Below are 22,369 nucleotides of genomic sequence, written 5' to 3'. Positions count from 1 at the left end.
TCCACCGGTTTGATGCCAATATAAATGACGCCTTCTTGGTAAGAGGTGCTGCTGGTAGACTTCAGCGCTCTTTACAGGAAGGCAAGGAGCCCCATGGAACTGCTGCGCTTAGTATTTCATCACTACCGCTGGCCCTTTTTAGGCGCCATTGCTTTGAGCTTATTGAGCGCTGGCTTAGGGGTCGGGGTGATTGCGTTTATCAACCAGCGGCTTATTGAAGTAGGCAGTATGGCGGCGTTGCCGCAATTTCTCGGCCTGCTGGCGGTGCTCCTGGCAGTCACACTCAGTACGCAGTTAGCGCTGACCGTGCTGGGGCATCACTTTGTGTTTGATCTACGCTCCCGGTTGGTAAAGCGTATTCTTGATACTGATATTGAGCGCTTGGAGCAGTTAGGCAACGCCACTCTGCTGGCCAGCTTGTCCAGCGATGTGCGTAACATCACCATTGGTTTTGTGCGACTTCCCGAGTTGATTCAAGGCGTGGTGCTAACGCTTGCCTCGGTGGCCTATTTGGCATGGCTCTCGCCGCAAATGGTGGTGATCACCGTGCTGTGGATCGCGTTCACCATGGGCGTGGGTTGGGTACTGGTATCTCGAGTGTATCGCCATTTCCGCCTTGTGCGTGAAAGCGAAGACAGTCTCTATAAAGATTTCCAGGCGGCCATTGAAGGGCGCAAAGAGCTGGCGCTGAATCGCGACCGTGCCCGTCGCTTTTATGATGAGCGCTATATCGCCAATGCCCGTGACTACCGTCACCATATCATCCGCGCCGATACCTACCATTTAAGCGCCAACAACTGGTCCAACATTATGATGTTGGGCGCCATCGGGGTGGTGTTTTTCCTCTCTAATGGCTTGGGGTGGGCGAGTACCACGGTGGCTTCCACCTTTGCGTTGACGCTGCTGTTTTTGCGTACGCCGTTGATTCAGGCGGTGGGCGCTTGGCCAACGCTGATCAGCGCTCAGGTGGCGTTTGATAAGCTGGCCAGTTTGTCGCTTGCCGATTATCGACCAAGTTTTGCGGTCGATAATGCCTTGTCTTCCTGGCAACGCCTGGCATTAGAGGACGTGACCTATCGTTACCCATCGACGGGGCAGGAGCCAGGATTTCTCGTTGGGCCGCTAACGCTGACCCTTAATCGCGGTGAGCAAGTATTTTTGATCGGCGGCAATGGCAGCGGTAAATCGACCCTGGCACGGCTTTTGGCGGGGCTTTATCAGCCGCAAAGCGGCCGTATCAAAGTCGATGGTCGCGAGTTGACGATGGCCGAATGGCAGGCTTTCCGCGCGCAGTTTGCCAGCGTGTTCACTGACTTTTATCCGTTCGACCAAGCCATGGGGCCGGAAGGCATGCCCGCTGATCAAACGCTGGTGGCCACTTGGTTAGGCCGATTGGAGATGCAGGAAAAACTTCAGTGGCAAGCAGATCGCGTCATTAACACGCAACTCTCTCAGGGCCAGCGTAAGCGCTTAGCGCTCCTGTTGGCGATTGCCGAGGAGCGGGATATTTTGCTGTTGGACGAATGGGCCGCCGATCAAGACCCTCAGTTCCGGCGGCTGTTCTACCGCGAGCTGTTGCCTCACTTAAAAGCGATGGGCAAAACCGTGTTTGCCATCAGCCATGACGACAACTACTTCGTCCACGCCGACCGGTTGCTGGAGATGTCGAAGGGGCAATTAAGCGAGCTGAAAGGCGAGCAGCGCGCGCAGGCGAGTGAGGATGCGGTGGCGAAGATTAATATCTAAAGAGTGTTAAATAGCTAGGATTTTAAAGGGTGCCTCAGAGGGCGCTGGGGTCAAGTATGGGGTCAGCATAAAAAGAATGCATGCCACTAAAACGCTATGCGTGTTAAACGCGTTTATATAACAAATGAAAATGCTTCTTTTTTGGTGTAAGATTCGCATTACCATTCGTTGTTCATTCTATTGCGTGCTCTTATCCAAAGAGGAATCTTCCCATGTCCTTACCTTCCCCCGCCTGGCGTACGCTCACGTTCGTGTTGTTAGGTGCGCTTCCAGTACCTAGTGCCGTGTGGGCGCAAGCATCCTCCAGCGATGGTAATACTTCGCTTGAAACCGTCACGGTGGTCGGGGAAGTCGCTGCGAACGGCGATACCCCGGCGCCTGCATTCGCCGGAGGGCAGGTGGCTGCCGGCGCACGCGTTGGCACCTGGGGGCAGCGCAATGCGGCCGATGTGCCGTTCAATGTGATTGGGTTTACCGCTGAGCTGATCGAAAACCAGCAGGCTGAGACGTTGGCCGATGTGTTAATCAATGATGCATCGGTACAAAGCGGTTTTGGCTTCGGAAACTACGCTGAGAAGTTCCAGATCCGTGGCTTTGAACTCAATGGCGAAGACATTGCTTACGGTGGGTTGTATGGCGTATTGCCGCGTCAGGTGGTTGCAACCAATATTGCCGAACGTGTGGAACTTTTTAAAGGTGCCAACGCTTTCGCAAATGGTGTTGCGCCCGGTGGTTCTGGCGTTGGTGGTGCTATCAACATTGAGCCTAAACGCGCTGCCGATGAACCCCTCAATCGGCTTACTACAGGGGTGTCGGATAGCGGCTATGTCGAAAGTGGCATCGAGCTTGGGCGGCGTTTTGGCGATGAGAATCAGTTTGGTGTGCGCGCTAATGTCGTGCGTGGGCGCGGTGACACAGCGATTGACGATGAGGAGCGCCGTGCGACCTCTGCCGTTATTGGGCTGGATTATCGCGGTGAGCGCGGCCGCGCTTCGTTGGATATTGGTCACCAAAGTCATACTGTGAACGGCGGCCGTCCAGTAGTACGCGTAGAATCCGGATTAATCCGGGTGCCAGGTGCCCCCTCAGCAAGTAGCAACCATGCGCAGGAGTGGGTCAATACCGAGCTAAAGACCAGCTTCGCGATGCTGCGTGGCGAGTACGATATTGCCGACAGTTGGACTGTCTATGCGGCTCTGGGTGGTAACGACACTCGTGAAAGCGGCATTTATGCAACGCCTACGGTTAATGCAGTGGACGGCTCATCCACTATCGGCCAGATGGAAGTGCCTTATCGTGCTGAAAGTATTGGCGGGCAGGCGGGATTGCGTGGTGCATTCGATACAGGCGCGGTTAGCCATCAGTTGGATCTTGGCTACTCCAGCGTTTATCGCACCACGCGCTCGGCCTATGAAATGGCCTCCCCCGGATTGCCCACTAATATTTACCAGCCCTCTGACATTGCTGTGCGCGAGCCTGTTTTTGCAGGGGGGGATATGAATGATCCTAACCTTCGCAGTCGCACCCGCAACAGTGGTGTATCGCTTTCCGATACGCTGGGCTTTCTGGATGATCGACTGCTGTTTACCCTGGGCGCCCGCTATCAGGAAGTTGACGTCACCAACTATGACTATGAGGGTGATTTTGACAACAACTTCAGCGATACGCGGCTTTCGCCTGTGTATGGCGTTGTAGTAAAGCCGACCGACACACTCTCGCTATACGCTAATCATATTGAAGCACTGCAGCCAGGTGATACAGCTCCTACCTCGGCGGTAAATGCTGGGCAGAGTATTGGTTTGGTCGAAGCTAAACAGAACGAGGTCGGTGCCAAACTCGATCTGGGAAACCTGGGTGGCAGCTTAAGCCTGTTTGAAATTGAGCAGCCCAATGCCTTTATTGATAACCAAACCGGCGTTTATGGCTATTACGGCGAACAGCGGAATCGTGGTGTGGAGTTGAGCGTTTATGGTGAACCGGTAGACGGTTTGCGCTTGCTAAGCAGTGCGATGTGGATAGATCCTGAACTGACGCGTACTGACGATGGCACTAACCAGGGTAACGATGCGGTTGGGGTGCCCGGTTATCGGCTAGTCTTAGGCAGCGAGTGGGATATTCCTCAGGCGCCGGGTTGGACGCTCAGTGGCCGTGCGGTGCGTAATGGCAGCCAGTATCTAGACGCTGCCAATCAGCTTGAAGTTGACGCCTGGACGCGCTGGGATCTCGGTGTGCGTTATGCCATGCCGCTCAACAGCAATACGCTCACCTGGCGCGCTAATATCGAAAATATTACCGATGAGAACTACTGGGCCTCGGCAACCGGTGGTTATTTGACCCAAGGCGAGCCGCGCACGGTGAAACTCTCGGCGTCACTGGACTTCTAAGTTTTCGTTACAGAGCTTTCTTTAACGGGCTAATAGCGCTTCGCTGAGCAATTCAGCGAAGCGCTCTGCCGAGGGAAAGCCCCCAAAACTCCACACCGCTGGTAGGCGAACAACGCGGTTTTCTTTTACCGCAGGCAAATGCTGCCACAGCGCGTTACTCGCAAATCCATCTCCCATCCCCGAAGGCAGCGGCTCAACGACGACAATAGTCGCATCGGAGTAAGCCAACAACTCTTCCAGCGCCACCGTCGAAAACCCCCATTGATTGGTAGACTGTTGCCAAACATTGATTAGCCCCAAGCGTTCCAGTACCGACTCAAATAGACTGTTTTCGCCATATACTCGCAGGTGCCGCGCATCGATAAACTGCACCACCAGTAGCGGTGACTGTGCTTCCAGCAACGCTTTTTGTTGCTCCAGATACGTTTCGACGCTTTCGATCAGCGTAACCGCAGCCTCGTGGTTCCCGGTCAGTGCGGCTAGGGTATGCGTTGTGCGCTGCAGACGTTGCCATAAAGGATCGCCGAGCTGATAAGTGCTTAGCGTAGTGACGGGTGCAATGGCATTAAGCTGGTCGCTCAACCGCATAAACAGCGGTGATAGAAGGACGTGGTCGGGCGTCTGCTGAGCAATGAGCTCGCGGTTGGGCTGCGCGCGCAGGCCGACATCAAGAACGCCGCTCGGTAATCGCTCGCTACCGCCCCAACGCCGATACTGGGAGATCTCTGCTAACCCAACGGGAGGGTTATCTAATGCGATCAGCGTTTCGGCGATCGCCCAATCCAGGGTGACTACGTTCGCAGAAGCAGCTACTCCACTGGAGACTAGGGTGCCAAGACAGGCCAACACTAATAAGCGGCGGCGAAAGCAACGTCTCATTGAGCGACGGCAATATTATGCTCACCGTTGGGGTGCTTCATGACCTGCATCGGTAGGCCATAAATGGCCTCCAAGGTACTGTCGCACATCAAGTCGCCGGGAGCGCCGCACGCCAGTAAACGGCCGCTGTGCAGCGCCATCAGTTCGTCGCAGTAGCGTGAGGCCATGTTGATATCGTGCAGCACGATGATCACGCCCAGGCTCAGCTCATCGCACAGCTTGCGAATCAGCGCCAGCACTTCGATTTGGTGGGCTATATCCAGCGCCGCTAGCGGTTCATCCAACAGCAGGAAACGGCTGCCCTGGGCAAGTAACATAGCTAACCACACCCGCTGGCGCTCCCCGCCGGAGAGGGTATCGACCAGGCGGTCGGCAAAGGCCTCGGTATGAGTGAGGGCAATGGCGCGCTCGACGGCGTCTTTGTCCTTTTGCGTATGACGACCCAGCAGCCCATGCCACGGGTAGCGGCCGAAGCTGACCAGCTCACGTCCCGTCAGGCTTTCGGCACTCGGCAAATGCTGGGGCAGGTAAGCCACCTGACGGGCGAATTCGCGATTTCCCCAATCGCTCAGCGGGCGTTGGTCAAAGTGAATCTCCCCCTGGCTTACCGGCTGCTGCTGGGCCATCAGCTTGATCAGCGTCGATTTACCCGAGCCGTTATGGCCGATCAAGCCATATATCTTGCCCTCATGAAAGCTGTGGTCAATGGGATTTAGAATCGGCTTGCCATTGATTTCAAAGGTGGCGCCTTTGACCTCGAACATGAATGACTCCTGGCGATAGAGTTAATGATAATCTCTCCATTCTAGTGCTAATAGTTCTCATTTTTAACAAAAAAATGAAAAGATTTACGTCGAGGGGGTGGTGCACAGCGTGAAGATGAACAGGCAGGCGGGAGGTATCCGTCAGATAGACGCCGCTTGAGCGTCTAGTCGATGAGAATTAGCGATGACGTTGATCGTTTATCAGCCGGAGGTTAAACACGCCAGCAATTGGTCATGCCGCTCGGGGTGCGCTGCAATCAGGCTGTTCCAGTGGGCGGGATAGGGCTCGCCAGTGAGATCCGTGACGGTGTAGCCAGCTTCTCGGGCAATCACAATACCGGCGGCGATATCCCAAAAGTCGAGCTTAGCGCCTTGAGACCAAAAAGCATCAAACCGGCCCAGGCTGGTGTAGGCGATCTCCAGCGCCGCTGAGCCCGGGCTGCGGATACCCGCCACCTGGGGCATTAGAGCGGCGAGTTGATTTAGGGCCGTCGAGCAGTCGCCTTTAGCGTGGTAGGGCAGGCAGGTACTCACCAGCATCTCGGTCAGCGGGCGCGCATCAGGCATCGTTAGCTGTTGATCATTGAGAAAAGTCCCGGTGCCTTGGCCAGCCCAAAGCATTTCATCAAGCAGCGGTTGATAGACAACGCCGATGATCAGCTCATCGCCCTTAGTAACCGCGATGGAGACTGAGAAGTGAGGCACCCCATGCAGAAAGTTGCTGGTGCCATCAAGAGGGTCAATGATGACGGTATAGTCACTATCGGTGGGCGTAAGCCCGCTCTCTTCACCTAGGAAAGCGATATCGGGAAAAGCGCTGTTGATACAGTCGATAATGATGTTCTCGGCGGCCGTATCGTAGTAGCTGACAAAGTCTGACGCCCCCTTTTGCTCAAAGGCAATTCTTCCCTTTAGCGAATACCCCTCGCGCAACAGCGCACCTGCCTCGTACGCTGCCTGCTTCACCGTTTCGAGTAGGTCATTACTGCTATCGAGCATTGTATTTCCCCTGGGCCTTCATCGTGTCTTAGTGAATGGCTAAAACTGTATCTATTCAATGTAACTAGCCATTCATGACGCGGAGATGACAGTGGTGGAGCTTGGTAGCTAAGCCAAGGTCTCCACCTCAAACCCCACAATTTGGCGCTCAACGCTGGAAAACTCCACGCCGATCAGGTGGATGGGTTTGCCCGAAGCGCGGTGCTTATCGGCATAGCCTTTGTGTTTGATTTGCTCCAGTGCTTTACCTTCCGGCAGTTGTTCCACCACTTTGAACTCAAACAGGTAGATATGCCCACCAAAGTCCACGCTCATATCCACCTTGCCCTGGTGGCTGGCGTCTTCCACGGTTACATCCAGACCCAAGGCTGCGAAGTGGCTGTAAAAGACGCTGGCATAATGGCCTTCGTATTTGGCAATGGGATTGTTGCGGTACCAGTCGTGGGGGAGGCCTGCATAGAGCGCCTTCAGGTGCGTTTCCAATCCGACTAGGTCGTGCTGGCTTAAATGACGAAACAGCGTTCTTCGCTCGCGTGGGGCGTTTTCGACCCCCAGTGAAGGCAGTAGCGCATGGTTGAGGCTGGTTTCGACTTCGCGGTTAGGGAAGCCAAGGGTGTACTGACGGTAGCCCCGCAGAGGCTCTTCTACTTGCTGAATGGTGAGGTAGCCGGTTTGAAACAGCAGACCTTCAGTGCTGATCTGGTCAACATCAAACTGGCTGAGCAATTCATACTCGGTTTCCCAATGATCCAATGACGGGGTAAATACCCCGCGCTGCTTGAGGATATCCACCAAAAACGTCGGTGTGGCAGACTCAAACCAGTACGGGCCGAACTCGCGTTTCTGAAACAGTAACAGCACGTCGAAGGGATTGTAGACGGACGTTACCTCACGGCCACCCCAGCGGTAGCCGTTATACCACTGGCGGATCGCCTCGCGATCAAGGCCGGGCAACTCAGCGGTGAACACCGTGTCAATGTCCTCGTCGGTATAGCCGCAAATCGTGCTGAAGGGGGCATCCAGAGTGATATCGTTGAGGTTATTCAATCCTGAGAAAAGGCTGACCTTACTGAATTTGGAAACGCCGGTGAGCAACACAAAGTGCAAGTATGGGTCGGCGTCTTTAATAACGCTGTAAAGGTTCTTCAAACCCTCACGCAATTCCCGGGCACGTTCCGGCACCAGGATATTGTCCAGAATCGGCTTGTCGTATTCGTCGATCAGCACAACCACGCGCTGGCCACTCTGCTGGTGGGCGGCGCGAATGAGGGCGGAAAACTCACCCGGTATATCGGTTTTATGGTGCTGGGTAATGCCGAGTTGCTCACGTTGGACGCGTAGTTGCTCACGGATACGTTCATCCAGCCCTTCACGGCTCTGCATCACGCCATCGGCAAAGCTAATACGGATCACCGGATAGCGCTGCTGCCAGTCCCACCTGTCGTGAATATACAACCCTTCGAACAGCGCCTGGCGACCTTCAAACAGGCAGCGCAGGGTGTCCAGCAAGAGACTTTTACCGAAGCGGCGTGGTCGCGAAAGGAAGTAGTATTTGTTCTGGTTAACCAAACGCTCAATGTGCGGTGTCTTATCGACGTAGTAATAGTTCCCTTCGCGGATATCCGAGAACGTCTGAATCCCGATGGGGAGCTTACGGCGGTGGGCATCCGTCACGGTGGGTCTCCAGAGCAAAAACAGCGACATGGTCAATAGTCTAGCATGCTCACCGGTTGCACTGTGCAGCTACTATTCACATAGCGCTAGGTGACATCAGGATAAAGGCCGAATTCAACAGCCAGATTAAACGGGGTGCCTCTAGACATAGAGACACCCCGTATTTTCCTTGAATCAGCCTATATAAGCAGGTGATTTAATACTCGCGTAATGAGTGAGCTGACTCTACCAACGATAGCTGACGGTTGCCGTCGCATTGCGCTCTTCGCCAAAGTGACAAATCCTGAGGCTAGAGCAAGAAGACGTATACTCTTTATCGAGCAGGTTGTTCGCATTGACCTGTAAATTCATGCCCTCAAGGTCGCTTGATAACGCGCCCAGATCATATTCCAGCATGGCATCGACCAGCGTATAGCCGTCTACCTGAAATGTATTGGTCTCATCGCCCCAGGTAGAATCGTTGTAGCGGACACCTGCGCCAATCCCAAGACCGTTTAAGGCACCGTTAGTGAATTCATATTTGCCCCATGCCGAGGCCATATGACGGGGTACAGCATAGGGTGTATTGCCTTGAGTCTCATCATTGGTTTCAACGTACTCCATGTCGGTATACGTATAGTTGGCGAGCAACGAAAGCTGCTCAGTGGGACGCAAGGTGGCAGAGAGCTCTAAGCCGCGTGAACGTACTTTGCCGATAGGCTCATAGAACGATGTGTTAGGAATGGCTTCGGAAACATTCTCCTGTTCTAGGTGATATAAAGCGGCCGTGTATTGGTCATTGCGGCCGGGTGGTTGATATTTGATCCCTGTCTCGTATTGAGAGGCCTCGCTGGGATCCAGAGTGTTGCCGGAGGCGTCCGTCCTTGTGGCGGACGCTGCTTGAAATGATTCCGAGTAGCTGACGTAAGGAGAAATACCATTATCAAAGGCATACAATAAGCTGGCACGACTGGTGAACTTCTCATTGTCGCTTTCAGACGACATGCCCAAGTTGGTGTAGGCGGTGCTGGTGTCAGCCCAATCCTGACGCCCTGACAGGTTTAAACGCCAGCGGTTGAAGCTGATCTGATCCTGCAGGTAAACCCCTGTCTGCTCTACCTTGTTGATGAAGTTAGTGGGCGTTGCATAGGTGGTTTGGGTATTTCCATACTGTGGGTCAAAAGCATCCAGGGGAGATGCCGATCCGAACTGCCATTCTCCCGAGTTGCGTTGGTACTGGTAGTCCACACCGGCTAGTAGCGTATGTTCAAGAGCTCCGGTCGTAACGTCCCCCTGTAGCTGATTATCCACATGATAGGCGTGCATGGACTCATCGGCTCTCGCGGCGCGTCGGTTCAGCAGATTACTATCGCCTACATAACTACTGGAATAAATGGAGTCATAATCAATATCCGAAGAGGTGAAGCGGAAATTCTGTCGAGCCTGCCACTGATCGTTGAACTGATGTTCTAGTTGGTAACCTATTAGTCGTTGATAACGCTCGAACCCATTGACACCTGGCTCGCCATCAAAAAAATTATTATCGATCCGTTTACCATTATAATCTCGCACCGTACCGTCGGCTGGCGTCCAACCATAGTAGCCACGATTTGGTTCGTGCTGCAGGTAGGCCATGACGGTCAATGATGTCGCATCGGTGGGCAAGAACGTCAAAGAGGGGGCAATGGTATAGCGCTCGTTCTCTACATGATCAAACTGGCTGTCCGAACTGCTGGCTAACCCTACCAGGCGATAGGCAACCTGTTGGTTTTCGCCTAAAGGACCACTGACGTCAAATCGTGCCGTACGTTTATTATGGCTGCCCGTTTCTAATTGGATCTCATGACTAGGTGAAAATAGAGGGCGTTTACTGGTCAGCCCAACCAAACCGCCCGGGTAGCTTTGCCCATATAAAACAGATGTTGGCCCTTTGAACACATCGATCCGCTCAAGAAAATAGGGATCAATTTGTAATGAATTGTAGCCGGAAACATCGCTAGCCATTTTAAGGCCGTCAAAATAGACGTTGTCGATACTACCGACGCCACCAAAACCGCGCATATTGACGAAGTCGTAACGATTACCAAAACCGTTGCGGGTGCCTGTGAAAACGCCAGGGGTATAGCGCAGGGCTTGCTGTATCGTTTTCGCGCTTTGATCTTCGATCTGCTCGCGCGTGACCACGGATACCGACTGGGCTGTCTCCATTAGAGGAGTGTCAGTCTTGGTGGCACTGAGACTAGTATTGGCGGTATATCCCTCAGTCGGCTGTAGCGCACCTGAAATTCTATCGCCTGTTACTTGCACTGTAGGCAATGTGTTCGGCGAATTGCTATCTAATTGCGAGCTTTGCTCAGCATCCTGCGCAAATACAGTCGTTGAAGAGCTGTAGGCAGCTACAGCAATAGCAGCCGTTAGCCACCTTTTGCAGAAAGAAGGTTGGTTCACGAATTTTCTCCTTGCATGAGGTTTATTCTGATTTTATGTAAATATTAATCGTTATTGTTTGCATTATTAATAGTCTCTTTGCCATGTCAACGCTATATAGGCAATGGGAGGGAGTCGGAGAGAAAGTCATGTGTAAGAGAGACGATGTTGTTTACCAGGCAGAGCCAGGGGGCTTTGCCGTTCCTTAGGTTGGGAAGAGCCATTTGGTATTCTGTTAATTGGTGGCTACTTTCTCATCCGCATAAAAACCGGTAACAGGATTATGGGTTGACTCAGGTGTGATCACTCGTCAATGCGTTTCGGCATGATCACTGGTTTGTATCGGCCGAAGCACCGTCGATGCTATCGCTTTCAGTCAGATGGCTGACAAGGCTATCAGCAAAACGCCGGGCGGCAGGTAGCCCGCCCCAGGACCAATAATTGACGGGAATAATCGTATAGTTTCCCTGTTTCACGTTTGGCAAGTGTCGCCACTGGCCGTCGGAGAGGAGTTGTCTCACACCCCCGTCCGGGCCGTAGGGGCTGTCGAGAAACACCAGTTTCGCATCGATATCAAACAGAGGCGTTGCGCTGACGGTTGTCATTCCCCATTGGCCTAATTCTCCCTGCCAAGCGTTCTCGAGACCAAGGCGATTCAATATCATGCCTTCCACACTGCCTGCGCCATACACCCGGGCATGGCGTTCATCCATCAGACGCACCATTAAAATAGGTGAGTCGACATCATTCAGCGCTTGTTTTAGCCCAGCAAAGTGCTGGCGGGACTGCTCGATATAATGCTCTGCAGCGTCAGGATGCCCGACTAAATCGCCAAGCTGGCGCGTCAATTCCTCGATGGTTTGCCAGTCGTTATGGTTACCATCGCTATCGGCATATTTATAAAGGGGGTATTCCTTAACATCCGCAATTTTTCTGAGCCGTGGGAGTAAGTTGGTATGGGCAGGCGGTGAAATCAGAATATGCGTTGGCGGTGAGCTGGCAAGAAGCTCAAGGTTAGGAAGAAAGCGATATCCGAGGTTAATCGTAGGCGGGAGAATGCCCTTTTGACGTGAATAGGTCTCGTAGCCTGCCAGGCCGGCTAGAAACCTTGGGGGATGACCAATCGCGTCGAGTGTCTCGGCGATGGCGAAATCAAATGTCGCCAATGGCGCCTCGCTGTTTTCATCAGTCGCTATCGCAACCTTGCTAACCAATAAACCGATTAACAAGGATGCCAGCAAAGCGATGCTTTTATGGATAGCAGAGTGACAAAAAGTACGATTTTGATTTGACACGATCATGCCTGTGTTTTGCGGATAAAGTAGCGCCATGATCACCACTGATAGGACGCCGTACCGACCACGCTGCGAGGTTCTCCGTAATAACACGCGTAGGTACAGGACTCGATATAGGTTTCGTCGGTCAGGTTGGTGGCATTGACGGATAGTAACCATGGGCCCGTCTCATAGCTGACCATGGCGTCAACCAGGGTGAAGCTAGGCACTTCGCCATCAAGATAAGCATTAGGCAGCGTTGAGCCCATGTAACGTAGGCCAGCGCCCAGCTTCAGGCCAGGTAAACCAACATTGCCAAAGCGATAATCACCCCATAATGAAAACTGGTTGTAAGGTGCCTGACCAGTTCGCTCGCCTACCTTGTCGGGAGTCGCCGGGCTGCTTTCGGTGGTACGCGCGTCGGTATAAGCGTAGGCGGCGACCAGGTTAGCGTTAGGGCCGAGCTCTGTTTTGGCCTCTAGCTCAACGCCGCGAGAACGCACCTCGCCCATTTGGGCTTGGAAGTTGGTATTGACCGGATCTGTGACCAGCACGTTTTTCTGAGTTAACTCATAAACGGTGGCGGTAAGCATGGTATCGAACCCTTCGGGCTGATAGCGGATACCCGCCTCGTATTGCTCGCCTTGAGTGGGCTCAAATTGATTGCCGTTGCGGTCGGTGCCGCTGGCAACCTCGAAGGACTGACTGAAGCTGGCGAAGGGCGCTAGGCCGTTATCGGCTAGGTAAACGAAACCGATACGGCCAGTGAAAGCATCGTCATTCTGTTGTTGTCTTTGGGAGGGATCGAAGTACCGATAAGCTTCGGTATCCGTCCAGTCTTGACGCCCACCAAGCATGACTACCCATTTATCGGCAATCTTCATCTGGTTCTGAAGATACAGACCCACTTGTTCTTTGCGGCTCACATTGGAGTAGGCATTGGGAACGCGCTCACCCAGTTCGCCGCGCCCATAAACCGGGTCAAAGAGATCTAAGGGCGCGACGGTATGCTGGTAACGTTCGGTTTCGTGCCTTTGGCGAGTGTAATCGATGCCGACCAGGGAGGTGTTCGTCGTCGCCCCGGCTTCCCAGTCGTACTGCAAGGAGGTATCGGAGGTCAGTGCCCTGGAGGCGTCGCGCCGATCATGTGCGATCCTGGCAAAGAGGCGCCCATCGGCGCTCTGAGGCGTCTGCTCAATACCGACGTTGTCGAGCTCTCGATCAGCGTGCATGGTGCGTAGATTGTGGCGTAGTGTCAGGCGATCGGAAAAATCATGCTCGAACAAATAGCCGAGGGAGTAACGCTCGTTATCGAATTCATCGAAGCCGGGCTCGCCAGTGAATCGGTCTCGGGGAATATCGCCGTTGGGGTTGGGAAGAATGGTGCCGCTACCCGGTAGCCCATAGATGTAGGTCGACTGATCGCGCTGATACTCGCTCAGCAGGGTCAGCGATGTGTCTTCGTTTGGTTGCCACTTCAGGGCGGGGGCGATGTAAGTGCGATCATCCGGCACGTGATCAATAAAGGTGTTGCTATCGCGGCGGAGCATCGTCAAACGGTATGACCATTCGCCATCTTTATCGAGGGCATCGGAGACGTCAGCGGATATTTGCCGGCGGTCAAAACTGCCTGCCTGGACATTCACTTCGCGCAAGGGCTCGCTGGTAGGGCGCTTGCTGACGGTATTGATCACACCGCCAGGGGACGCCACGCCATAAAGGATTGAAGAAGGGCCTTTGAGTACTTCCAGGCGCTCCAGGCCATAGAGTTCCTGCTGACCATCGAAGACATTGACCTGATACTTGCTGCCATCTCGGTAACTGTTATACACACTAAAACCGCGAATCATCATGCTGTCGTGGGTGGTGTCGGTACCTCCCCCGCCATAAGCATTCGACACCCCAGCGGTATAGCCCAGCGCTTCGTTAACATTCTGTGCGCCATAGTTACGGAATTCCTGGCTACCAATCACCGAGATGGACTGTGGCGTTTCAATAATCGGTGTGTCGGTCTTGGTGCCTGTCGCGCTACGAGTAGCGGCAATACCTTGCACAGGCCCTGTGGCCTCTTCATAAATACGACTTCCCGTGACTTGCAGTGTGGGTAACGCAGTTGAGGATTCACTACCTGTGTGCTGATCAGCGTTCTGAGCATACACCGATATCGACGCGCTGCAGGCAGCCACAGCAATGGCCGCCGTTAACCACCGCTTGCGGAAAGGGAGGTGATTCACGAATGTTCTCCTTGAATAGCTATTAGCTCATCATTTATTGAATGCTAATTATTATTGTTTGTATTATGAGTAGCTTTTCCGCAATGTCAATATCGAGGTCGGTCGAATTCTGCCCTTCCTCCTGACTGCTATACTGCTTGCGTAGTGTTGATAACCTGCTGAAAGGTATGAATAGTCATGAGCGAGCATGTCGAGAAAGTTCCCGTACCGCTGGAGAAGGTGCGTCGTTATCTGGAGCCGGGGCCCATAGTGCTTGTCTCGTCAGCCTGGGAGGGTCAGCGCAATATCATGACCATGGGCTGGCACACGGTGATGGCATTCTCGCCGTCGCTGGTCGGCTGCATCATCTCAGCTGGCAACCACAGCTTTGAAATGATCCGGCGCAGCGGCGAGTGCATTATTAACCTGCCGACGACGGCCCTGACTGATCAGGTGGTGGGTGTTGGCAATAGCAGCGGCGCCGAGGTCGACAAGTTCGAACGCTTTGGGCTTACCGCACAGGCGGCGGAACGAGTGAGCGCCCCTCTGATTGGGGAGTGTCACGCGCACTTTGAATGTCGGCTATTCGACGATTCTCTGGTAGAGCGCTACAACTTCTTCATCTGGGAGGTTGTGTCGGCCCGGGCAGCGGTGTCGCCCACCTACCCACAGAGCCTTCACTACACCGGCGATGGTGTCTTCATGGTGGCCGGCGAGATCATCGACCGGCGCGACGGGTTCCTGCCACAGATGTTATAGGCGCTGGCCTTAGCTGATCATTAGCGGCGCGGTGTCATTGCTACTGTTGTGGTTAGTGCATGGCTTCTAACCATTTTCCTTGCCCAGGCGCCAGTAGCCCATGCTGGTAACGTACTGCTTGGGTAGCCCGCACTCGTTGACCAAATAGCGACGCAGCTTCATGGCGACTTTGGTTTCAGCGGCGATCCAGGCGTAGAAGGGTGCGCTATCGTCCAGGGTGGCGGGCTCCCAGAGTGGGGCGTTTTCGTCCTCGCCACTTCCATCCTCGCTGCCCTTGGTCGCGGTTAAAGGGTTACCCCCTAGCGCGACAATCTCTTGCTGCAAATCGATATCGCGCAGCGCTCGCATCAGCAGCTCGCCGTGTTGGCAGCCGGGCTCGGCATTGCGGGCCAGCCAGTGCAGTTTGGCGGCCTGTGGCAGCGGCTGAACATCGTCGCGGCGAGGCACTTCGAGTAGCGCTTCGACCTTGGGTCTGAGCGGCAGGTCATCGAGGGTTTCCAGAATACCGGCGGCAGCGGGGAGGGCGGTTTCGTCGGCGATGATCAAAATACGGCGCACGCCCTGGGGCGGTTTCCACTCGTAGCCTTGTTTGGGGCCTTCCGCATTAGCGGCGGGGGCTGTCATGGCAAGGAGGTCACCTGGGCGGGCGTGCATTGCCCAACGCGATGCAGGGCCATTGTCGCCATGGAGGACAAATTCTACGTCTACCTCAGCCTGCTCCGGTCGTAGGGCGCGGATGGTGTAAGTGCGTGCAGAGGGGCGCTGGGCATCTGGAAGGGCACGGTAGGCGCTGTACCAATCGTGTTCTTCCAGCTTGGCAATCTCGAACAGCGGGTCGAGATTGCCACCGCCTTCGGGAAAGAACAATTTGACGCGTTGATCAGGTGCGTAGGTCGCCATTTGGCTGACGTCAGGGCCAGTAAAGGTGAACCTGACTAACGAGGCGCTGACTTGGGTGCGCCGAGCGAGGGTGATACCAAAAAGCCGGTAGCGCTGCTTGGCTGCCATTGTGCCTTCCTCCCTTGATTAAAGTCGTCAATTGTAGTGCTAATTATTATCATTTAGAATCGTTGTTAATGATTTAATCACTAACTCCCCCGAAATATTAAGGCTTGGAAAATGACTCTGTTGCCTATCATGCCCCGCGTGGCGATTTGCTCAGCTGTAATAAGAGGTTGTTCACTATGCTAGGCGCCGCGCAATTCGCCCAGCGAATGGGGGGGATGTCGCCCGCTAAAGCCTGCTTGTTGCTTAGCCTGCCCATGGTGGTGCTGTTTTGGGTCGGCCTAGAGGGCCAAGGCGGTTTCGCGCTGGGCCTGCAGGCATTAGTGGCCCCCTCTTTTGAGAATGTGGACGAGCTGCTGCTTTACTACGCTTGGTGGCCGCGCCTCTCTATCGCCCTGCTCGCCGGGGGCGGCCTGGGGTTGGCAGGCGTGCTCATGCAGCAGGTGCTGCGCAACCCGTTGGCCTCGCCCACCACCCTAGGGGTGGCATCGGGCGCTAACCTGGCGCTGATGACTGCCACCTTGCTGGCGCCGGGACTGCTTGTCGTCGGGCGAGAATGGGTTGCCTTGTTGGGCGGCGCGCTGGCAGTGGGGCTGGTTTTCCTGCTCTCCTGGCGGCGCGGGCTGGCGCCGATCGTGGTGGTGCTTGCAGGCCTGGTGGTCAATCTGTATCTGGGAGCGCTCTCTACCGCGCTGCTGCTGTTCAACCATGAAGCGCTCTCGGGGCTGTTGATCTGGGGGGCAGGGTCGCTGGCGCAAAACGGTTGGGACGGCGTTGCAATTCTCTGGCCTCGGCTGGCGATTAGCTGCGTGGCCGCGTGGTTTTTGCTGCGCCCCTTGGCGGTGCTGGAGTTGGACGATGCCAGTGCCAAGAGCCTGGGAGTCTCGCTAGCCTATTTACGCTTTGCGGGGATGGGGCTGGCGGTGTTTATTACCGGCAGCATTGTCAGCGTGGTAGGCATCATCGGGTTTATCGGCTTGGCAGCGCCCAATATTGTACGTATGGCCGGTGCGCGCCGCTTAGGGCCACGGCTAATCTGGTCGACGCTATTGGGGGCGGTGCTGCTGACCACCACGGATCTGTTGCTGCAGCAGTTCTCAGGTATGGCGGCGGCCTTTATTCCTACCGGGGCAATTACCGGTGCCCTGGGGGCACCGCTGTTAATGTGGCTGATTCCGCGCCTGAAACTGCAGGGCGACCAGCCGCCAAAAGGGGCCGGTGTTTTCGCGCATCGCCACCCTGCGCCGTCACGTTTAGCCACTGGTTTAATCCTTGCGCTACTGGGGGCAACGGTTCTCGGCTTGCTGTTTGGCCAGGGTGTAGACGGCTGGTATTGGCTGGCGCCCAATAACTGGGACGTGATGCAGTGGCGTCTGCCTCGAGTGATGGCGGCGGCAGCCAGTGGGTTAATGCTGGCGATTGCGGGGACGATTCTCCAGCGCCTTTCCGCCAACCCCATGGCCAGCCCTGAAGTCTTGGGTATCAGTGGCGGCTGTGCCATTGCGCTGATTCTGGGGATTTTCCTGCTGCCTGCGCCCACCAATATGATGCTGATTGGCGTGGGTACCCTGGGGGCTTTCGCAACACTGCTGGTGTTGGTAGGTATCAACCGCAAGAGCGGTTATCTCCCCGAGCGCTTGCTGCTCACCGGGGTGGCGGTCAGTGCGTTATTTGATGCGGTGCGCAGCGTAATGCTGGCAGGTGGAGATCCGCGTGGCCAGCAGGTGATTGCCTGGCTGGCAGGCTCTACCTATTACGTGGATGTCACCAATGCCGTTGTCGTCGGCGGTATTGCCGCAGTGTTGGCGCTGATCACGCTACCCTTCACCCGCTGGTTGGATATCTTGCCCTTAGGCGCGCCGACGGCCAAGGCGCTTGGGGTAACCCTCAACCGTGCCCGTTTGGCGTTGCTGCTACTGGTGGCGCTGCTAACCGCCTGCGCCACTCTAGTGGTGGGGCCGCTTTCGTTTATTGGCTTGTTGGCGCCGCATATGGCGCGCCTGGTGGGCTTCTCTCGGGCGGGGCAGCACCTGCTGGGTGCTGCGTTGATCGGCATGCTATTGATGGTGCTGGCGGACTGGGTGGGTCGTCAGATGATTTTCCCCTACGAGATGCCCGCTGGCTTGGTCGCCTCCTTGATCGGCGGGGCTTACTTTATGTGGGGGCTGCGGCGGCTATGAGTAACGTGGCGACCAAACCGGGAGGGCTTTGTGCAGCGGTGGAGCCAGCGGAGGCGTTGTTGGCGCTGTACCGCCAACCGCCGTTGGATAAATTGAAGGCCCCTGCGTTTGGTCAGCCAGATGAACCGACGCTAGCCGCCTCTGCGCTGCTGGATCGAGACTTCTTAAGCGAGCAGCTGGCGTGCTATGGCCGCAGCCACGGTGACGATGCCGACTACCTGGCCGCTGCCTCGGTATGGTCGAAATATCATTTCAGCAATGTTGCAATTCCCTCCCTGGTGGCCAACCTGCTCCTCGGCTACGCGTTGCCGATCGGCATAAATGAACTTCGGTTGGCGCTTGGTGATAAAGGCCAGACCACGCGTATCTGGCTGCCCCACGGTGGCGTGAAGCTTAACGCTGAACCCCCTGCGCGCTTTAGCACGCTATTTGACGACCACTGTGCACCGCTTATTGAAGCTCTGGTCGCGGTCTCCGGGCTTTCTGCCAAGGTGTTCTGGAACAATCTCGGTCAATACGTGGAGTTCGTGGGGAAAGCCTGCTCGCAGCACCCGGAGTTTGCTGGGGCGGGTGAGCCGCTGCTGGATTATCTCGCCACCAAGACGCTCCCCGATGGGCGTCGTAATCCACTCTATCAGCCGGTGCGTTATCTGGAACTGGGCGGTGATAAGCCGACCCGGGTGAGGCGGTTATGCTGTATTAGGTACCGGCTACCCGGCGAGCCGCTGTGCGGCGGCTGCCCGTTGAAACCCGAAAATCGACCGGCCAAGCGCCGACGCAAATAACCGCCAGGAGGCCTTGCTCATGGAGCTGATGAGGATTGTATGGCGTGATTATCGCTGGCCGTTTGTGGCCGTGGTACTGCTCAGTTTGGCAAGCGCTGGCCTGGGTGTCGGTGTCATCGCCTTTATCAATCAGCGGCTGCTGGGCACCTTCACTGACCCCTGGCGCATCCTGCCCGAGTTCCTAGGGCTGATAGCGCTGCTACTGGTCATTACCCTGACATCACAATTGGCGCTGACCACGCTGGGTCACCATTTCGTCTATCGGCTGCGGGGGCAGTTGATCAAGCGAATTCTAGATACCGATATTGAACGCGCCGAGCAGATTGGCAGTGCGCGACTGCTGGCGAGTCTCTCCTCCGACGTGAGTTCAGTGACCGTTGCTTTTATACGCTTGCCGGAACTGGTGCAGGGCGGGGTGCTGACGGTAGGCGCCACGCTTTACCTGGCGTGGCTTTCGCCTGCCATGCTGGGCGTCACCGCGCTCTGGGTGATCGTGACGGTGTTGATTGGCATGCGTTTGGTGGCCCGGGTCTATGGGCATATGGCCAAACTACGCGAAATACAGGATCGTCTCTACGCGGATTACCAGTCGGTGATCGAGGGGCGCAAAGAGCTGGCGCTCAACCGTGACCGTGCCGAGTGGCTGTATCGCGATGTCTACACCCCTGATGCGCTAGATTGCCGACGCCATTTTATTCTTGGCGATACCTACCATCTCAGCGCGGTGAACTGGTTCAACATCATGATGCTGGGCGCTATTGGTGTGGCGTTCTTTTTGGCCAACGGCCTGGGTTGGGCATCGGTGCAGGTAGCCACTACTTTTTCACTCACGCTGCTGTTTCTGCGTGCGCCGTTGATGCAGGCCATTGGCGCCTTTCCGACCTTGATTAACGCCCGAGTGGCGTTTGAAAAAATCAGCAGTTTAGACCTGGCCGAGCACCGCGAGGCGTTCGGCCACTCTGCGCTGCGCCATGACTGGCAGGAACTAACCCTGGAGCAGGTCAGCTATCGATACCCGGATGAGGAGTCTCGGGAGGGTTTTGCTATCGGACCTATCGACCTGACCTTGAAGCGTGGCGAGGTGGTGTTTCTGATCGGCGGAAACGGCAGTGGCAAATCGACCTTGGCGAGGCTGCTAACCGGACTCTACCAGCCCCAAAGTGGATGTGTTCGAGTCGATGGCAGGCCGCTGCAGGAGGAAGACTGGACACGCTATCGCCAACACTTTTCAGCCATTTACACCGACCTGCATTTGTTTGACCGGTTAATGGGCCCCGCCGGCGAGTCACCCGACCCAGCTTTGGTAGAGGAGTGGCTTGCCGCACTGGGCATGCACAGCAAGCTCGACTTCGACGGCGACCGCATCACCAACACCAACCTCTCCCAGGGCCAGCGCAAGCGCCTGGCGATGCTGCTGGCGGTCGCTGAACAGCGCGATCTATTGCTGTTGGACGAATGGGCCGCCGACCAAGACCCGCAGTTCCGCCGGGTCTTTTACCGTGAGCTCTTGCCGCAGTTGCGAGCACTGGGCAAGACGCTGGTGGTGATTAGCCACGACGACCACTACTTCGACCAGGCCGACCGCTTGCTGGAAATGCGCCACGGGCAGTTGGTAGAACTCACCGGCGAACAGCGAGAAGCCGCCAGCCGCGATGCGGTGGCTCGGGTGACTGAGTAATGCGTAACGATACGGTGGCAATACAATCAACTGATCCCACGGCGTACCATACCGGCTGCCGAGACTCGCTTGGCAAGCTGTATCACCACCACCAACCCTGGCTGCAGCAGTTGCTCAGCCAACGGTTGGGGTGCAGCGAGTCGGCGGCGGATCTGGCGCAGGATGCGTTTGTGCGGTTGCTGAAAACGCCTCGCCATCTGGATAGTTTCGACGGGGCGAGAGCCTATCTCAGCCGTATGGCCAAAGGGCTGTGCGTGGATCATTGGCGCCGCCAGGATATCGAGCGCGCCTGGCAGCAAGCCCTGGCGGCCAGCGCTGAGGCGCATTTACCCTCCGCCGAACACCAGCAGATCGTCATCGAGACGCTGTGTGAAATCGACCGTATGCTGGCGCGGTTGCCCGAAAAAGTCGCTAGCGCCTTTTTGGCCTCCCAACTACACGGCAAACCCTATTGGCAGATTGCTGAGGAACTGGGGGTGTCCGAACGCATGGTCAAAAAATATATGGCCCAGGCCATGCTGCAATGCGCGTTGATCGAAGCGGGCTTCGAGGCAAGCCTCTAAATGGCTTCTGCCGCCAGCCCCGATGAAGCCGCCAAGCGCCGCGCGTTGGCGGAGGCCGCCGAGTGGTTTGCTGAATGGCAAGCGGGGGAGTTGTCGGCTACCGAGCGTCAACGCTGGCAAGCATGGCGGGATGCCAACGACACCCATCGCTGGGCCTGGCAACAGGTGGAGGGCGTCAGCCGCCGCTTCACCGAGCATCTAGACGAAGATGAACGCCAAACCGCTGACAGCGTGATCAGCACCGCGCGCCAACGGCGGCAGGGGCGGCGTCATCTATTCGGCGGACTGGTCACGCTCGCGCTGGTCTCTGTACTCACCGCCGCGCTCTGGCAAAGCACACCGCTGCCAAGGCTGGTACAGCAATGGAGCGCCGATTATCACACCGCCACCGGCGAAGTCACCCGCATCGTGCTGGAGGATGGCACCCAGGTCTGGCTAAGCAGCGCTTCGGCACTGAATGTCGATTACGATCAAGCGCAGCGCCGCTTGGCGCTGGTGGCTGGCGAGGTGCTGATAGAGACAGGCAAAGACACCGAAAGACCGTTTTACCTGGATACCCGCAGTGCGCGACTAACGCCCTTGGGCACGCGTTTTAGCGTGGGTGAGCAGCCATCAGGCGAACTGCTAGCGGTGTTTGACGGCGCCGTGGCCATCCAGACCCTGGGCGATGCTCAGCATGCGAGCCAGCGGCAGGTGGTCAATGCCGGGCAGCAGGCTCACTACGCCGCTGACCGCATCGGTGAGCTCACGCCCGCCGAAGGCCGTCGGGAAGCTTGGGCCAACGGCATTCTTCTAGCCGAGAACATGTCGCTTAAGAGCTTCGTCGCAACGCTTAGCCGCCATCACCGTGGCCGCCTTGAGGTCGACCCGGCGGTGGCGAACCTCACCCTGCTCGGCGCTTTCCCGCTCGATGACCTAGAGCGCACCTTGAACATGGTCGAGACCACGCTGCCGGTAAAGGTGCGCCGGGTAATGCCCTGGTGGATCAAAATCGAGGCAGGCGAAGCAAGCTCCAGCGAGGAATAAAAAGAGAAAAAAGTGGTTTTTCTGGTTCCCCTTT

General features: G+C 56.0%; 16 protein-coding genes. 8 read left to right on the top strand and 8 right to left on the bottom strand.

Going from position 1 to position 22,369, the window contains the following annotated elements; genetic code table 11:
• Window positions 1-93 precede the first annotated feature (93 nt).
• Both BLR97_RS16770 and BLR97_RS16765 read left to right on the top strand, forming a co-directional pair.
• The gene (locus tag BLR97_RS16770) at window positions 94-1,746 is read left to right on the top strand and encodes a multidrug ABC transporter permease/ATP-binding protein (protein ID WP_089707674.1); all 1,653 of its coding nucleotides are present in this window, start codon (window positions 94-96) and stop codon (window positions 1,744-1,746) included.
• Window positions 1,747-1,958: 212 nt separating this feature from the next.
• A complete protein-coding gene (locus BLR97_RS16765; RefSeq protein WP_089707673.1) occupies window positions 1,959-4,130 on the top strand; it encodes a TonB-dependent receptor in 2,172 nt (723 codons plus the stop codon).
• Between the two features lie 21 nt (window positions 4,131-4,151).
• Here BLR97_RS16765 and BLR97_RS16760 read toward each other — a convergent pair whose 3' ends face one another.
• The 7 genes from BLR97_RS16760 to BLR97_RS16730 form a co-directional block, all read right to left on the bottom strand.
• Complete coding sequence (locus BLR97_RS16760) at window positions 4,152-5,009, bottom strand: ABC transporter substrate-binding protein (RefSeq protein WP_089707672.1); 858 nt, start codon at window positions 5,007-5,009, stop codon at window positions 4,152-4,154.
• The gene (locus BLR97_RS16755; RefSeq protein ID WP_089707671.1) at window positions 5,006-5,773 is read right to left on the bottom strand and encodes an ABC transporter ATP-binding protein; all 768 of its coding nucleotides are present in this window, start codon (window positions 5,771-5,773) and stop codon (window positions 5,006-5,008) included. Before BLR97_RS16755 ends, BLR97_RS16760 begins: the two co-directional genes overlap by 4 nt.
• A gap of 201 nt (window positions 5,774-5,974) precedes the next feature.
• On the bottom strand, window positions 5,975-6,772 hold the full coding sequence (locus BLR97_RS16750) for an inositol monophosphatase family protein (RefSeq protein ID WP_089707670.1): 798 nt from the start codon (window positions 6,770-6,772) through the stop codon (window positions 5,975-5,977).
• Between the two features lie 108 nt (window positions 6,773-6,880).
• On the bottom strand, window positions 6,881-8,476 hold the full coding sequence (locus BLR97_RS16745; protein WP_089707669.1) for an ATP-binding protein: 1,596 nt from the start codon (window positions 8,474-8,476) through the stop codon (window positions 6,881-6,883).
• A 195-nt stretch (window positions 8,477-8,671) separates the two neighbouring features.
• On the bottom strand, window positions 8,672-10,873 hold the full coding sequence (locus tag BLR97_RS16740) for a TonB-dependent siderophore receptor (protein ID WP_139172966.1): 2,202 nt from the start codon (window positions 10,871-10,873) through the stop codon (window positions 8,672-8,674).
• Between the two features lie 308 nt (window positions 10,874-11,181).
• Window positions 11,182-12,183 (bottom strand): ABC transporter substrate-binding protein, encoded by a 1,002-nt coding sequence (locus tag BLR97_RS16735; RefSeq protein ID WP_170833048.1) that lies wholly within the window; start codon window positions 12,181-12,183, stop codon window positions 11,182-11,184.
• A gap of 2 nt (window positions 12,184-12,185) precedes the next feature.
• The gene (locus BLR97_RS16730) at window positions 12,186-14,360 is read right to left on the bottom strand and encodes a TonB-dependent siderophore receptor (RefSeq protein WP_089707666.1); all 2,175 of its coding nucleotides are present in this window, start codon (window positions 14,358-14,360) and stop codon (window positions 12,186-12,188) included.
• A 219-nt stretch (window positions 14,361-14,579) separates the two neighbouring features.
• Here BLR97_RS16730 and BLR97_RS16725 point away from each other — a divergent pair, with 219 nt between their 5' ends.
• Complete coding sequence (locus tag BLR97_RS16725; protein WP_244511347.1) at window positions 14,580-15,098, top strand: flavin reductase family protein; 519 nt, start codon at window positions 14,580-14,582, stop codon at window positions 15,096-15,098.
• Between the two features lie 66 nt (window positions 15,099-15,164).
• Here the strand turns inward: BLR97_RS16725 and BLR97_RS16720 are convergent, their stop codons facing one another.
• Window positions 15,165-16,106: a siderophore-interacting protein gene (locus BLR97_RS16720; protein WP_089707664.1), complete on the bottom strand. Its 942-nt coding sequence runs from the start codon at window positions 16,104-16,106 to the stop codon at window positions 15,165-15,167.
• Between the two features lie 176 nt (window positions 16,107-16,282).
• Here BLR97_RS16720 and fhuB point away from each other — a divergent pair, with 176 nt between their 5' ends.
• Genes fhuB through BLR97_RS16695 form a run of 5 tightly spaced genes read left to right on the top strand, consistent with a single transcriptional unit; the run spans window position 16,283 to window position 22,335 of the window.
• Window positions 16,283-18,283, top strand: a complete 2,001-nt coding sequence (gene fhuB / locus BLR97_RS16715; RefSeq protein WP_089707663.1) for a Fe(3+)-hydroxamate ABC transporter permease FhuB — start codon at window positions 16,283-16,285, stop codon at window positions 18,281-18,283.
• The gene (fhuF, locus tag BLR97_RS16710) at window positions 18,280-19,068 is read left to right on the top strand and encodes a siderophore-iron reductase FhuF (RefSeq protein WP_089707662.1); all 789 of its coding nucleotides are present in this window, start codon (window positions 18,280-18,282) and stop codon (window positions 19,066-19,068) included. The genes fhuB and fhuF overlap by 4 nt, the downstream gene beginning before the upstream one ends.
• A gap of 19 nt (window positions 19,069-19,087) precedes the next feature.
• Window positions 19,088-20,746, top strand: coding sequence for a multidrug ABC transporter permease/ATP-binding protein (locus BLR97_RS16705; RefSeq protein ID WP_089707661.1), 1,659 nt, complete (start codon window positions 19,088-19,090; stop codon window positions 20,744-20,746).
• The gene (locus tag BLR97_RS16700; RefSeq protein WP_244511346.1) at window positions 20,746-21,309 is read left to right on the top strand and encodes a sigma-70 family RNA polymerase sigma factor; all 564 of its coding nucleotides are present in this window, start codon (window positions 20,746-20,748) and stop codon (window positions 21,307-21,309) included. Before BLR97_RS16705 ends, BLR97_RS16700 begins: the two co-directional genes overlap by 1 nt.
• Complete coding sequence (locus BLR97_RS16695) at window positions 21,310-22,335, top strand: FecR domain-containing protein (RefSeq protein WP_089707660.1); 1,026 nt, start codon at window positions 21,310-21,312, stop codon at window positions 22,333-22,335.
• The last annotated feature ends 34 nt before the right edge of the window (window positions 22,336-22,369 follow it).

This window comes from Vreelandella arcis (genome assembly GCF_900103865.1).
Classification (GTDB): Bacteria; Pseudomonadota; Gammaproteobacteria; order Pseudomonadales; family Halomonadaceae; genus Vreelandella; species Vreelandella arcis.
The sequence above is the reverse complement of the archived record's forward strand: the minus strand, read 5'-3'. Positions and strand labels throughout refer to the sequence as shown.

What these genes read in the sequence shown, in the direction of transcription:
- BLR97_RS16755 (WP_089707671.1), bottom strand. Translation starts at nt 5,773, where the DNA reads ATGTTCGAGGTCAAAGGCGCCACCTTTGAAATCAATGGCAAGCCGATT.
- BLR97_RS16735 (WP_170833048.1), bottom strand. Translation starts at nt 12,183, where the DNA reads ATGGCGCTACTTTATCCGCAAAACACAGGCATGATCGTGTCAAATCAA.
- BLR97_RS16705 (WP_089707661.1), top strand. Translation starts at nt 19,088, where the DNA reads ATGGAGCTGATGAGGATTGTATGGCGTGATTATCGCTGGCCGTTTGTG.
- BLR97_RS16760 (WP_089707672.1), bottom strand. Translation starts at nt 5,009, where the DNA reads ATGAGACGTTGCTTTCGCCGCCGCTTATTAGTGTTGGCCTGTCTTGGC.
- BLR97_RS16750 (WP_089707670.1), bottom strand. Translation starts at nt 6,772, where the DNA reads ATGCTCGATAGCAGTAATGACCTACTCGAAACGGTGAAGCAGGCAGCG.
- fhuF (WP_089707662.1), top strand. Translation starts at nt 18,280, where the DNA reads ATGAGTAACGTGGCGACCAAACCGGGAGGGCTTTGTGCAGCGGTGGAG.
- BLR97_RS16720 (WP_089707664.1), bottom strand. Translation starts at nt 16,106, where the DNA reads ATGGCAGCCAAGCAGCGCTACCGGCTTTTTGGTATCACCCTCGCTCGG.
- BLR97_RS16695 (WP_089707660.1), top strand. Translation starts at nt 21,310, where the DNA reads ATGGCTTCTGCCGCCAGCCCCGATGAAGCCGCCAAGCGCCGCGCGTTG.
- BLR97_RS16745 (WP_089707669.1), bottom strand. Translation starts at nt 8,476, where the DNA reads ATGTCGCTGTTTTTGCTCTGGAGACCCACCGTGACGGATGCCCACCGC.
- BLR97_RS16765 (WP_089707673.1), top strand. Translation starts at nt 1,959, where the DNA reads ATGTCCTTACCTTCCCCCGCCTGGCGTACGCTCACGTTCGTGTTGTTA.
- BLR97_RS16770 (WP_089707674.1), top strand. Translation starts at nt 94, where the DNA reads ATGGAACTGCTGCGCTTAGTATTTCATCACTACCGCTGGCCCTTTTTA.
- fhuB (WP_089707663.1), top strand. Translation starts at nt 16,283, where the DNA reads ATGCTAGGCGCCGCGCAATTCGCCCAGCGAATGGGGGGGATGTCGCCC.
- BLR97_RS16700 (WP_244511346.1), top strand. Translation starts at nt 20,746, where the DNA reads ATGCGTAACGATACGGTGGCAATACAATCAACTGATCCCACGGCGTAC.